The organism is Thauera sp. WB-2 (assembly GCF_027594845.1).
Classification (GTDB): Bacteria; Pseudomonadota; Gammaproteobacteria; order Burkholderiales; family Rhodocyclaceae; genus Thauera; species Thauera mechernichensis.
Genome location: NZ_CP088935.1, coordinates 1,959,834 through 1,972,645 on the forward strand (window position 1 = coordinate 1,959,834; position 12,812 = coordinate 1,972,645).

Sequence of the window (12,812 nt, forward strand, 5' to 3'; positions counted from 1 at the left end):
GCTCGAAGGCCTGCCCAATTTAGCGCAACAGCAGGGTCGGGATGGTGGCGGCGCGCAGCAGGTCGGTGGTCTTGCTCCCGAACAGCAGCGCGCGCAGTGGCGAATGGGCGTAGGCGCCCATGAGCAGCATGTCGATGTCGCGCGCCTTGATCTCGCGTGCAATCACCGCTTCGGGGTCGCCCGACAGGATGTCGGCCACGACCTCGAAGCCCGCGGCGGTGAGCGTATCCTTTGCCCAGGCGACCTGCTTCGGTGCGTCTGCGCTGTCCTTGCCAGCCATTACGATGTGGATCGGCAGGCCCTTGAACAGCGGGCTGCCGGCGATCATGTCCACGCCCTTGCGCGTCACTGCGCTGCCGTCGTAGGCGAGCATCACGCGTTCGGGCTCCTTGAAGCCCTCGGTGACGGTGAGGATGGGCTTGTGGATGGCGCGCACCACGCGCTCGACATTGCGGCCGAGCGTGTTCGATCCTTCCGGCCGCGTTTTTGCGGCCGAGGCACCGCGCCGACCGAAGACGAAGAGGCGTACGTTGTCCTCCTGTTCGGCCAGGGTGTCGTCGAGCGCGCCGTGGCGCTGGCGCATGTCGGCCGAGGGGGCGCCTGCAGCCAGTGCGCGTTCGCGCAGATGGTTGAGGAAGATGCGCCCCTGCTCGCGCTTGCTGCGGGCGAGGGCGGCGTCCTTGTCGCTGAGGCTGTGCAGCAGATGTTCCTGCGCGTTGAAGCCGATGGCACCGCTGTGGTCGTCGCCCGAGCCTTGCTCGAGGTGGCGGTCGATCACGTGCAGGAGCTCGAGCGGTGCGTCCATGCGGCGCGCGGCCCAGGCTGCGTAGTCGGCGACGGTGTCTGCAAAGTGCGACTGGTCCACGCAGGCCAGCACTTTCCTGTCTTGCTTGTTCATGCTGTTCTCCTCAGTGGCCGGTAAGCAGGTCGGCGCCGTCGCTCTTGTCGTGCGCGCCGAACTTGTCGACCAGCGTCGCGCTCGCTTCGTTGAGGCCGACGATCTCGACATCCGTGCCTTCGCGGCGGAACTTCACGACCACCTTATCCAGTGCGCTGACCGCAGTGATGTCCCAGAAGTGGGCGCGCGAGACGTCGATCACCACCTTGTCGATCACTTCGCGGAAGTCGAAGCTGGCGATGAAGGCGTCGGCCGAGGCGAAGAACACCTGCCCGGTGACGGTGTAGCGGCGCTGACGCCCTTCGTCCTCGGCAATCGAGCGCACCCTCAGGATGCGCCCCACCTTGTGCGCGAAGAAAAAGCCCGAGGCCAGTACGCCGACCAGCACGCCCTGGGCCAGATCGTGGGTGGCGACAGTGACCGCCACCGTGGCCATCATCACGATGCTGGAGCTGGGCGGGTGTTCGCGCAGCTTGCGGATCGAGTTCCAGTCGAAGGTGCCGATCGACACCATGATCATCACCGCCACCAGCGCCGCCATCGGAATCTGCGCCACCCAGTCGCCCACCAGCATCAGCAATGCGAGCAGGAACAGGCCTGCCGACAGCGTCGACAGCCGGCCGCGGCCGCCGGACTTCACGTTGATCACCGACTGGCCGATCATCGCGCAGCCGGCCATGCCACCGATGAAGCCGCTGGCGATGTTGGCCACGCCTTGGCCGACGCATTCGCGGTTCTTGTTGCTGGTGGTGTCGGTGAGATCGTCGACGATGGTCGCGGTCATCAGCGACTCGAGCAAGCCCACCACCATCAGCGTCAGCGAGTAGGGGAAGATGATCGCCAGCGTCTCCAGGTTGAGCGGCACGTCCGGGAGCAGGAACATCGGCAGGCTGTCGGGCAGCTCGCCCATGTCGCCCACGGTGCGGATGTCGAGGTCGAGCACGATGGCCACCGCGGTCAGCGCCACGATAGTGACCAGCGGCGAGGGGATTGCCTTGGTGACATACGGGAACAGGTAGATGATGCCCAGGCCGGCGGCCGTCATCGCATACACGTGCCAGGTGACGTTGATCAGCTCGGGCAACTGCGCCATGAAGATGAGGATGGCGAGCGCGTTGACGAAGCCGGTCACCACCGAGCGCGACACGAAGCGCATCAGCCGGCCGAGCTGGATCCAGCCGGCGATGATCTGCAGCACGCCGGTGAGGATGGTGGCAGCGAGCAGGTACTGGAGACCGTGATCCTTCACCAGCGTCACCATCACCAGCGCCATGGCGCCGGTGGCCGCCGAGATCATTCCCGGGCGGCCGCCGGTAAAGGTGATGACGACTGCGATGCAGAAGGACGCGTAGAGGCCGACCTTGGGGTCGACACCGGCGATGATGGAAAACGCAATGGCTTCGGGGATGAGGGCGAGCGCGACGACCAGACCAGCGAGCAGATCGTTGCGGATGTTGGACGTCCAGTCCTGGTGGAGAGATTTCATTTGTCGTTATGAGTCCATCGAGTTTGCGCGCGTCCCGGACAGGGGCGCGATGAACTCACGCGAGGTGGATTCGCCTTTAAGCGCGAAGCCCTCGACGACCGGGTACGCAGCCTGGTCGTATGGATTGGGGCAGATGCGCGCCAGCCATGTAACGGGTCGTGTTGCGCAGCCCGTGCACGGATGAGTCAAGCGAACACGTTGCAGCAGCCTCGCGCGAGCGGAAAGGGGTGGAGCAACTCGCAGGCTGGGGCAGGGCTTACATGGGTCGCTTGTGGGGAGGCTTGTTGGGGGGCGCGGTTCGGCGCAAGTACTTGGATCGCGCAAGTGCGGCGGATTCTAGCAATGCTGCTGCGCTGCAGCAAGATCGGGGGCTGAATTGCGACGCCAGATCGGCAGGCTGTATCGAGGCCTGAACGAAGTCATGGCACCCGACGGGCGTTGTCGCGGCGACGCCCTATTTGCGGCCAAATAGTCGCATCATTGCGGTGAGGCTTCTTGTGTGGGGTGTCCCATGGATGGCAACAGCTTCTGGCGCAACGAGTGGAAACCGCTGGCGCTGATCGTGGGCGTTTTCATCGCCTGCTTCTACCTGCCGGTCGAGGCCCTGCAGGGCTGGGACCGGCTGCACAATGCCTTCTGGGAAGCGCTCTATCTGGTGCGCTGGTATGCCGAAGAGCATGTGCTGCTGTGCCTCATCCCTGCCTTCTTCATCGCCGGTGCGATTGCGGTCTTCGTCAGCCAGGCGGCGGTGATGAAATACCTCGGGCCGACCGCGCACAAAGGCATGGCCTATGGCGTGGCTTCGGTGTCGGGGACGATCCTGGCCGTGTGCTCCTGCACGGTGCTGCCATTGTTCGCCGGCATCTATCGCATGGGCGCCGGACTGGGGCCGGCGATCGCCTTCCTGTATTCCGGGCCGGCGATCAATGTACTGGCGATCATTCTCACCGCCCGCATCCTGGGGCCGGAGCTCGGCATCGCGCGTGGCATCGGTGCCGTGGTGTTCAGCGTGGTCATCGGCCTGATGATGGCTTTCCTGTACCGCAAGGAGGAGCTCGAGAAGCTCAACAGCAAGATCGTGATGCCTGACGAAGGCCCGAGTCGGCCGCTGTGGCAGAACGCGCTGTTCTTCGGTGTGCTGGTCGCCATCCTGGTGTTTGCCAACTGGGCGAAGCCGGCGGTGGAAGAGGGGGCCTGGCACGCGATCTACGCGGCCAAGTGGTGGGTCACGGGGGCGCTCGGCATTGCGCTTGCGGCCATCCTCATTGGCTGGATGAAGATGTCGCACACCCGCGTGCTGCTGGTGGCCGCCGCTGGCGTGGCAGCGGCGGTCGTGTTCGGCGAACAACCACTCGTGCCCTTTGCGCTGCTCATCATCGGTCTGTCGTGGATCACCAGCACCGACAAGGGCGAGGGCGCCGGCTGGTTCGCTTCGTCCTGGGACTACGCCAAGAAGATCCTGCCGCTGCTGCTCGTCGGCGTGCTGATTGCCGGCGCACTGCTCGGCCGACCTGGCGAGGAAGGCCTGATTCCCTCGGAATGGGTGGCCTGGGCGGTGGGGGGGAATTCGCTGGCGGCGAATTTCTTTGCTGCGTTTGCCGGTGCCTTCATGTACTTCGCCACCCTGACCGAGGTGCCGATCGTGCAGGGCCTGATCGGCAATGGCATGGGCGAGGGCCCAGCGCTTGCACTGCTGCTTGCCGGCCCGGCGCTGTCGCTGCCCAACATGCTGGTGATCCGTAGCGTACTGGGCACGAAGAAGACGCTGACGTTCGTCGCCATGGTCGTGGTGATGGCGACGATCAGCGGGATGCTGTTCGGCATGTGGGTAGAGAGGGGGCTGCCGGTTTCCTCGCTACCCGGCTGATCGTCTGGTCCGCTGCGATCAGAACCAGCCCTCAACCTTGCTGCGCGCGGGTACGCCGCCGGAATGAACTACGCTGCCGTCGATTACGACAGCTGGCGTCGCCATCACGCCGTAGCTCATGATCTTCTGTAACTCCTCGACCTTTTCGAGCGCAATCTGCTCACCCATTTCGCCGGCGACCTCTTCGATGAGCTTGACCGTGTTCTTGCAGTTGGCGCAACCGGTACCGAGAACCTTGATGTCCTTCATGATGCTTCTCCTTCGCTGGTCATTGTGTCGGTGAGAAACACGGGCGCAAAGCCTCCACCCGCGGTACGGAAGTTGGTGGTCTGCCCCGTGTAGAGCCTTGCTGCGACAAGCTGAATCTTGCCTGCATAGGCATAGGCGCGAATGTCGAGCTTGAGATCGTTACCGGCGCCGTCGACCCGGACACGCCGTTCGGAGGGCAGGGCAAGGCTCTGGGCAACGTAGCCGCCGTCGAGGATGCTCTTCCACACCCGCTGGGTGAGCTTGTCTCCGCGGTACGCCGCGCGGCTGCCGAAGCCGCTGGCAGGCTTGAAGAACAGGCTGCGGCGTGCGGTCCACAAGGCGTCGGCGCGCTCGGGCATGACCTCGACCGTACGCGGGATGCCCGCCACCAGGCAGTCGATCGTATGCTGCGGAACACCGAGGGCTGCGAGGCGAGCCGCGTCGGTGAGCAGCGCGAGATTGCGTTTGTCCGCGTACAGCGCATGTGCGCGTGGGTGGGGCGTGAGCACGACTGCTCCGGCCTCATGGGCGGCGCGCAAGGCTACTGCAGCGGGCGATTGCAGGTAGAAATCGGTCAGGCGGTTGTAGACGAGGTCGACCGGCCGGCCGTTGTGTGTCAGCGCGCGGCTGTCGAAGGCGAGTTCGCCCGGATCGCAGATGACCGTGTCGATGCCTGCGCTGCGGAACAGGTGCTGAAAAAGCAGGAACTCGGGATGTAGGTATTGCTGTTCGGGTGTTTCGTCGACGATCGCGATGCACTCCGGCTTGCCGTGATGGCCCTGTAGCGCCCATTCGTTGAAGAAGGCCTCCAGCCAGCGCTGATCGAGCGCGTCGAGCCTGGCCGTGGGGCGCAGATGCGGCACGATCTGCGTGCAACAGGCCTGCTGTGCGCACGCAAGTGCTCGGTTTAGCAGGGCGCCGCCCGCGTTGGTGTTGATTTCGATGAGCTGTGGGCCAGTGTCGCAGACATGGAAGTCGAAACCCATGAACACACCCTTCGGGCCGTTATCGAAACGGGCGATTGCCGGCGCGCGCGCGAGCACCTCGGCCTCGTAGCCGGGCAGGGCGATCACGGTTTCGATCGCCGCCACGATGTCGGCCATGGCCTGCAGCGTCTCCGGGGCCATGAACACCGCGGTAGCCGAGAACATGTGCGGGCGGCTGCGCTCGATCTCGGTCGCCAGTCCGAGCAGTGCGGGTTCGGCTTCGAGTTGTTGGCGCAGGCGCAGGGGGTCGAGGCTGCGGCAGTCGCAGCTACGGTTCAGCGCCTGCGCTACCGCCAGCGCACTGCTCGTGGCGCTGGGGCGGTGTTGTTCGGGCGCTACGGCGGTTGGTATCACGAGGGTCTCACTGGGCGGACTAAAAGTGCAGGTCGGCGCGGCTGACGTTGCCGCAATGCAGTTCTTCGCGATGTGGCTAACGCTGCAAGTTTAGTCGAGCACAGGCCGGGGCAGGTGCGTGGGGGATGCGGTCAGGGCGTGACCGCTGTACGAAGGGACGGGGTGTTGGTCAGTAACCTGCGTGTCACACATCGTTGCTAAGATTTCAATTATTCTAAAAGTGTTGTGTTATTGGAGATTGACATGAGGATTGGCATCAATGGCATGGGTCGCATCGGCCGCCTGGCGCTGCGCGCCGCGATGGGGGCTGCGGAACGGCAGGTGGACGACCCGCGCGCGGGCAACCGGCTGGAAGTGGTGCACCTCAACGAACTGAAGGGCGGCGCGGCGGCTACCGCACACCTGCTCGCCTTCGACAGCGTGCAGGGCAAGTGGCGTGCGGATATCGCCGCCGAAGGCGAGGGCGCGATCCGCATCGACGATCGCCGGCTGTCCTTCTCCGCGCACGCTACCGCGGCCGAGATCCCCTGGGGCGATCTGGGTGTGGATGTGGTGCTGGAGTGCACCGGCAAGTTCCTTACCCCCGAAACCCTGCAGGGCCACCTCGACCGCGGCGCCAAGCGCGTGATCGTGGCTGCCCCGGTCAAGACCGGCGGCGTGCTCAACATGGTGGTCGGCATCAACCATGAGGCCTACGATCCGGCGCGCGACCGCATCGTGACCGCGGCCTCGTGCACCACCAATTGTCTGGCGCCGGTGGTGAAGGTGGTGCATGAGAACCTGGGCATCCGCCACGGGCAGATCACCACCATCCACGACCCCACCAACACCAACCTGGTGGTCGATGCGCCGCACAAGGACCTGCGCCGCGCGCGCAGCTCGCTGATGAGCCTGGCGCCCACCACTACCGGCAGCGCCACCGCGATCGCGCTGATCTACCCGGAGTTGAAGGGCAAGCTCAACGGCCACGCGGTGCGCGTGCCGGTGTTGAACGCCTCGCTCACCGACTGCGTGTTCGAACTCGAGCGCGCGACCACGGCGGAAGAGGTCAACGCGCTGTTCAAGGCCGCGGCCGAAGGCGAGCTCGCCGGCATCCTCGGCTACGAGGAGCGCCCGCTGGTGAGCGTCGATTACGCCCGCGATACGCGCAGCTCGATCGTCGATGCACTCTCCACCATGGTCACCGACGGCACGCTGCTCAAGGTGTACGCCTGGTACGACAACGAGATGGGTTACGCCTGCCGCATGGTCGACCTCGCCTGCCATATGGAAACCGTGGGTATCTGAACATCATGCAACACGCTGCGCGCAACTACGCCATCGTCACCGCCGCTTACTGGGGCTTCACGCTCACCGATGGCGCGCTGCGCATGCTGGTGCTGCTGCACTTCTACCGCCTGGGCTATTCGCCGTTCACGCTCGCCTTCCTGTTCCTGCTCTACGAGGCGGCGGGCGTGCTGGCGAACCTGGTCGGGGGCTGGCTGGCGACGCGTTACGGCATCGCGCGCATGCTCAGCGTGGGGCTGGTGACGCAGATCGTCGGCTTCGTGCTGTTGTCGCTGCTCGACCCGGGGTGGACGGCGGCGATGGCGGTGGCGTGGGTGGTGGTGGCGCAGGGCATCTGCGGCGTGGCCAAGGATCTGACCAAGACCGCGAGCAAGTCGGCGATCAAGCTGACCCAGTCCGAGGCTCAGGCCGAGGCGAAGGCTCAGGGCGGGGATCAGGGCCAGCTCTTCAAGTGGGTGGCCTGGTTCACCGGCAGCAAGAACGCGATGAAGGGCTTCGGGTTCTTTCTCGGTGGTCTGCTGCTGGAAACCTTGGGCTTTCGTGGTGCGCTGTGGGCGATGGCGGGTTTGCTGGCACTGGTGCTTGCCGGCGTGCTGCTGTCCTTGCCGCCGATGATGGGCAAGAGGAAGGCCTCGAAGTCGGTGCGCGAACTGTTTGCCAAGAACCCCGGCATCAACGCGCTGGCCGCGGCGCGCGTGGTGCTGTTCGGCGCGCGCGACGTGTGGTTCGTGGTCGGTGTGCCAGTGTTCCTGTACTCGGCAGGGTGGTCCTTCACCATGGTCGGTACCTTCCTCGCCGCGTGGACCATCGGCTACGGCCTGGTGCAGGCAGCCGCGCCGCACATCGTGCGCCGCAGCGCCGACGGCCTGAGCCGTGAGGTGCCGGCGGCGCGCTTGTGGTCGGCGCTGCTGGCGCTGATCCCCGCTGGGCTGGCAGTGGCGGTGTGGCTGCAGCTGCCCAGCCTGGAATGGGTGGTGGTGTGCGGCCTGGGGCTGTTCGGCTTTGCCTTCGCGGTGAACTCCTCGGTGCATTCCTATCTTGTGCTCGCCTACGCGGGCTCGGAGAAGGCGGCTGAGGACGTAGGCTTTTACTACGCCGCCAATGCGCTCGGCCGCTTCATCGGCACGCTGCTGTCGGGGCTGCTGTACCAGTGGGGCGGGCTGCTTTACGCGCTTGCGGGTTCGGCGCTGATGCTGCTGATCTGCTGGCTGGCGACGCTGGCATTGCCGCTCGTGCGTGACGCCGCCGCCCGGGTGGAGACCTGAGCTGACGGTCTGGAGAACAAACATGGAAAAGAACACTGCACTGCCGATCTTCGAGGCGCTGTCCTCCGGCATCCGGCTGGACGTCTTTCGCCTGCTCGTGCGCGTCGGACCGGCCGGCATGGTGGCGGGCGAGCTGTCGGCCGCGCTCGACATCCCGCCCACCAACATGTCCTTCCACCTCAAGACGCTGACCCATGCGGGCCTGGTGTCGGCAGAGCAGGAGGGGCGCTTCCAGCGCTACCGCGCCAACATGGCGCTGATGCGCGAACTGGTGGCCTATCTCACCGAAGAATGCTGTGCCGGCATGCCTGAACTGTGCGGGGTCGATACCTGCGCCGACGGGCTCGATTGCTGAGTCGAATCACATCGCCCGATCCGGGCTCATAACGAAAAAGGGGCCTTCCATGTTCGACAGGATCTACTGCGTGCCCTCACGCGGCCTGACCTCGATCAATCACGACCGCCTGGTCATCAATAACGAGATTGGCCACATTGGCCATCTGCCGACGGAGGCTTGATATGGGGCTGTTCGAGCGTTACCTGACGGTCTGGGTCGGGCTGGGGATTCTCGCTGGCGTGGGGTTGGGGCTGGTCGCACCGGGTGCGTTCCAGCTCATCGCCGGACTGGAGTTCGCGCAGGTGAATCTGGTGGTCGCTGTGTTCATCTGGGTGATGATCTACCCGATGATGATCCAGATCGACTGGCACGCCGTGCGCGATGTGGGCAAGAAGCCCCAGGGCCTGATCCTGACCCTGGTGGTGAACTGGCTGATCAAGCCCTTCACGATGGCGGCGCTGGGGGTGCTGTTCTTCCACTACCTGTTTGCGCCCTGGGTCGATCCGCAGTCGGCCAGCGAATACATCGCCGGCATGATCCTGCTCGGCGTGGCGCCGTGCACCGCGATGGTCTTCGTATGGAGCCAGCTCGTGAAGGGCGACCCCAACTACACCCTGGTACAGGTGTCGGTGAACGACATCATCATGGTGTTCGCCTTCGCGCCGATCGCCGCCTTCCTGCTCGGCGTCACCAACATCACCGTGCCTTGGGAAACACTGGTGCTGTCCACCGTGCTTTACGTCGTGCTGCCGCTGCTTGCCGGCATGGCAACGCGGCATGCGCTGGAGCGGCGTTCGCCGACGGCGGTGGCAGATTTCGTCGCCCGGCTCAAGCCCTGGTCCATCGTCGGCCTGATCGCCACCGTGGTGCTGCTGTTCGGCTTCCAGGCCAACACCATCGTCGACAAGCCGCTGGTCATCGCGATGATCGCGGTGCCGCTGATGGTGCAGACCTACGGCATCTTCCTCATCGCCTACCTTGCCGCCAAGACGCTCAAGTTGCCGCACAATGTGGCCGGCCCGGCCTGCCTGATCGGTACCTCGAACTTCTTCGAGTTGGCGGTGGCGGTGGCGATCTCGCTGTTCGGGCTCAATTCGGGCGCGGCGCTGGCGACCGTGGTCGGTGTACTGGTCGAGGTGCCGGTGATGCTGTCGCTGGTGGCCATCGTCAACCGCACGCCGCACTGGTTCGCCCCTGCCGCCGTTGCCGCGCGGCGGGCTGTCATGAAAGAGGAAACACGCTGATGAGCGACATCACGATCTACCACAACCCGCGCTGCGGTACTTCGCGCAACACGCTGGCGATGATCCGCAACAGCGGGGTGGAGCCGACCGTCATCGAGTACCTGAAGACCCCGCCCAGCCGCGAGCAGCTTGTCGCGCTGATCGCGGCCGCCGGTCTCGGGGTGCGCGGCATCATGCGCGCCAAGGAGGCCATGTTCTCCGAACTGGGCCTTGCAGACCCGGCGAAGACCGACGGCGAGCTGATCGAGGCGATGATGACGCACCCCATCCTCATCAATCGGCCGATCGTCGTCACCCCGCTTGGCACGCGGCTGTGCCGGCCGTCCGAGCTTGTGCTCGACATCCTGCCGCAGCCGCAGCGCGGCGCTTTCACCAAGGAGGATGGCGAGAAGGTCGTCGATGCGGAGGGGCGTCGTGTCTGAGCCGCTGCCCGGCCATTCCCTGCCTGACCTGCCGAACGTGGACGCGGCGCTGTTCCGTGAGCCCGATCCCGCGCAGTTGCAGGCTACCCAGCCGTCGACCCATCCGCCGCGCATCGTGCTGCTTTATGGTTCCTTGCGGGCGCGCTCGTTCAGCCGCCTGCTGGCAGAGGAAGCCGCCCGCGTGCTTCGCGCCATGGGCGCCGAGACGCGGGTCTTCAACCCGAGCGGCCTGCCGCTGCCGGACGATGCGCCCGACACCCACCCCAAGGTGGTCGAACTGCGCGAGCTCACCCAGTGGGCCGAGGGCATGGTGTGGTGCTCGCCCGAGCGTCATGGCGCGATGACCGGCATCATGAAGACGCAGATCGACTGGATACCGCTGTCGGTCGGCGCGGTGCGCCCGACCCAGGGCAAGACCCTGGCGGTGATGCAGGTGTGCGGCGGCTCGCAGTCGTTCAATGCGGTCAATCAGATGCGCGTGCTCGGGCGCTGGATGCGCATGCTGACGATCCCCAACCAGTCTTCGGTGGCAAAGGCCTTCCTCGAGTTCGATGAGCATGACCGCATGAAGCCTTCGGCCTATTACGACCGCGTGGTGGATGTGATGGAGGAACTGGTGAAGTTCACCCTGCTCACGCGCGACATCGCGCCTTACCTGGTCGATCGCTACAGCGAGCGCAAGGAGAGTGCAGCCGAGCTGTCGGCGCGGGTGAGCCTGCCGGCTATCTGAGTCGGCGCCGTACCCACATCTGCGTTTGCTGCTCGGCAATGAGGGGACGAGCCGCTGCCGATGTAGAATCACGCGATTCCAACCAGACCAGCCCCGGGCCACGCCCCGCAAGACCATGACCCAGCCGATTCCCCTGACTCAACTTCCGCAGTCCGAGCTCTTTCGCAAGGATGACGTGTTCGTGCTCTTCGGCGAGCTCTTCGGGCGCGGATACGCCACCGGCCTCGTCGACCAGGCGCGTGCGGCCGGCATGCAGATCGTCGGCATCACGGTGGGGCGGCGCGACGACAACAACGCCCTGCGTCCGCTCAATGACGAGGAACTGGCAGCGGCCGAGGCCAACCTGGGCGGCAGGATCATCAACGTGCCGCTGATGGCCGGCTTCGATCTCGACGCGCCCGCTGGCGAGCCGACCCCGACCGAACTGCTCAACGCCATGACGCTCAAGACCTGGGAGCAGGACAAGCTCGACTGGGCGCATATCGACAAGTGCCGTGCGATCGGCACCGAGCGCTTCCGCAAGGGGGTGGCCGAGGTCATGGCCGTGCTCGATGGCATGATCGCCGACGGGCGCAATGTCCTCTTCGCGCACACCATGGCGGGCGGCATTCCCAAGGCCAAGGTGTTCATGGTGATCGCCAACCGCATCTACAAGGGCCGCGGCGAGCGCTTCATGTCGTCGCAGACCCTGCTCGACAGTGACCTGGGCAAGCTCATCCTGCAGAACTTCGACGAGGTTTCGGCCAACACCTTCCTGCACCTGATCGAAGGCAGCGCGGCGATCCGCGCCCGCGTCGAGGCCACGGGCGGCCAGGTGCGCTACACCGCGTACGGCTACCACGGCACCGAGATCCTCATCGACGGGCGTTATCAGTGGCAGACCTACACCAACTACACCCAGGGCTACGCCAAGATGCGCCTCGAGCGTATTGCGCGGGCGGCGTGGGAGCAGGGTGTAAAGGCCACGGTCTATAACTGCCCCGAGATCCGCACCAACTCCACCGATGTGTTCGCCGGCGTGGAGCTGCCCCTGATCGCACTGCTCGAGGCGCTCAGGAAGGAAGGCGGCGGCGCCTGGGCCGAGTCGCAGTGGCAGGCATGTCGCGACCTGCTGGTCGACGGCGTTACCCTGGAAGACGTGCTGAAAAAGGTCGCCGATTTCCAGACCAGTGACGTGATGCAGCCCTTCCACGACTTCGACGCCTGGCCGATGCCGAACAACCCGCAGCAGGCCGACCTGCAGATCGGTACCTCGGAGGACATCGTGCAGATGCACAAGGACCGCAAGGCCCTGGTCACCGACCTGCTCAGCACGCTGGTGCTCGAGGCCAGCGGGGCGCTCATCTTCCGCGAGTCCGCGGCGCCCGCCGGCCCGGTGCTGTGGCTCAACCACGACATCGTGGCGCGCCAGCTCAACCAGCTGCACGCCTGATGACACCGGCCCAGCCCAATAACCCACTTCATGGCCTCACCCTTGAGCGCATGCTCACCGAGCTGGTCGCCCGCTACGGCTGGGCGACGCTCGGCAGGCGGGTCAGCATCCGCTGCTTCAATCACGAACCCAGTGTCGCATCGAGCCTGAAGTTCCTCCGCCGAACTCCGTGGGCGCGGGAGCAGGTCGAAGCGCTCTACCTGGAGTCGCTGCGGCGCTAGCAGGGGGCGCCCGCATCGCTTGGTCGTCATCGGG

The 12,812-nt window shown here is 65.4% G+C and carries 13 protein-coding genes; 9 read left to right on the top strand and 4 right to left on the bottom strand.

The annotated features are described in order from the left end of the window. Positions 1-19: 19 nt before the first annotated feature. Positions 20-898: a universal stress protein gene (locus LQF09_RS08940; protein ID WP_270069731.1), complete on the bottom strand. Its 879-nt coding sequence runs from the start codon at positions 896-898 to the stop codon at positions 20-22. Positions 899-908: 10 nt separating this feature from the next. Next, positions 909-2,384, bottom strand: a complete 1,476-nt coding sequence (locus LQF09_RS08945) for a SulP family inorganic anion transporter (RefSeq protein WP_270069732.1) — start codon at positions 2,382-2,384, stop codon at positions 909-911. Between the two features lie 511 nt (positions 2,385-2,895). On the opposite strand from LQF09_RS08945, the gene LQF09_RS08950 reads away from it, so the two are divergent. Beyond that, positions 2,896-4,251 (top strand): permease, encoded by a 1,356-nt coding sequence (locus tag LQF09_RS08950; protein WP_002928248.1) that lies wholly within the window; start codon positions 2,896-2,898, stop codon positions 4,249-4,251. Between the two features lie 18 nt (positions 4,252-4,269). Here the strand turns inward: LQF09_RS08950 and LQF09_RS08955 are convergent, their stop codons facing one another. Further along, positions 4,270-4,500: a thioredoxin family protein gene (locus LQF09_RS08955; protein WP_002936953.1), complete on the bottom strand. Its 231-nt coding sequence runs from the start codon at positions 4,498-4,500 to the stop codon at positions 4,270-4,272. Continuing rightward, the gene (locus LQF09_RS08960; protein WP_270069733.1) at positions 4,497-5,840 is read right to left on the bottom strand and encodes a hypothetical protein; all 1,344 of its coding nucleotides are present in this window, start codon (positions 5,838-5,840) and stop codon (positions 4,497-4,499) included. Before LQF09_RS08960 ends, LQF09_RS08955 begins: the two co-directional genes overlap by 4 nt. A gap of 243 nt (positions 5,841-6,083) precedes the next feature. On the opposite strand from LQF09_RS08960, the gene LQF09_RS08965 reads away from it, so the two are divergent. The 8 genes from LQF09_RS08965 (at position 6,084) to LQF09_RS09000 (ending at position 12,778) form a co-directional block, all read left to right on the top strand. Beyond that, the gene (locus LQF09_RS08965) at positions 6,084-7,127 is read left to right on the top strand and encodes an ArsJ-associated glyceraldehyde-3-phosphate dehydrogenase (protein ID WP_270069734.1); all 1,044 of its coding nucleotides are present in this window, start codon (positions 6,084-6,086) and stop codon (positions 7,125-7,127) included. 5 nt (positions 7,128-7,132) lie between these two features. After that, positions 7,133-8,392, top strand: a complete 1,260-nt coding sequence (gene arsJ, locus LQF09_RS08970; protein WP_270069735.1) for an organoarsenical effux MFS transporter ArsJ — start codon at positions 7,133-7,135, stop codon at positions 8,390-8,392. Between the two features lie 22 nt (positions 8,393-8,414). Then, the gene (locus LQF09_RS08975; protein WP_002928258.1) at positions 8,415-8,747 is read left to right on the top strand and encodes an ArsR/SmtB family transcription factor; all 333 of its coding nucleotides are present in this window, start codon (positions 8,415-8,417) and stop codon (positions 8,745-8,747) included. A gap of 164 nt (positions 8,748-8,911) precedes the next feature. After that, positions 8,912-9,973, top strand: a complete 1,062-nt coding sequence (arsB, locus tag LQF09_RS08980; protein WP_270069736.1) for an ACR3 family arsenite efflux transporter — start codon at positions 8,912-8,914, stop codon at positions 9,971-9,973. Then, positions 9,973-10,395: an arsenate reductase (glutaredoxin) gene (gene arsC, locus LQF09_RS08985; RefSeq protein WP_270069737.1), complete on the top strand. Its 423-nt coding sequence runs from the start codon at positions 9,973-9,975 to the stop codon at positions 10,393-10,395. The genes arsB and arsC overlap by 1 nt, the downstream gene beginning before the upstream one ends. Then, entirely contained in the window at positions 10,373-11,125 is a 753-nt protein-coding gene (arsH, locus tag LQF09_RS08990; RefSeq protein WP_002928264.1) for an arsenical resistance protein ArsH, read from the top strand. The genes arsC and arsH overlap by 23 nt, the downstream gene beginning before the upstream one ends. 115 nt (positions 11,126-11,240) lie before the next feature. Continuing rightward, positions 11,241-12,557, top strand: a complete 1,317-nt coding sequence (locus LQF09_RS08995) for an enoyl ACP reductase FabMG family protein (protein ID WP_270069738.1) — start codon at positions 11,241-11,243, stop codon at positions 12,555-12,557. Beyond that, positions 12,557-12,778 (top strand): VF530 family DNA-binding protein, encoded by a 222-nt coding sequence (locus LQF09_RS09000; RefSeq protein WP_002928273.1) that lies wholly within the window; start codon positions 12,557-12,559, stop codon positions 12,776-12,778. Before LQF09_RS08995 ends, LQF09_RS09000 begins: the two co-directional genes overlap by 1 nt. Positions 12,779-12,812: the final 34 nt, after the last annotated feature.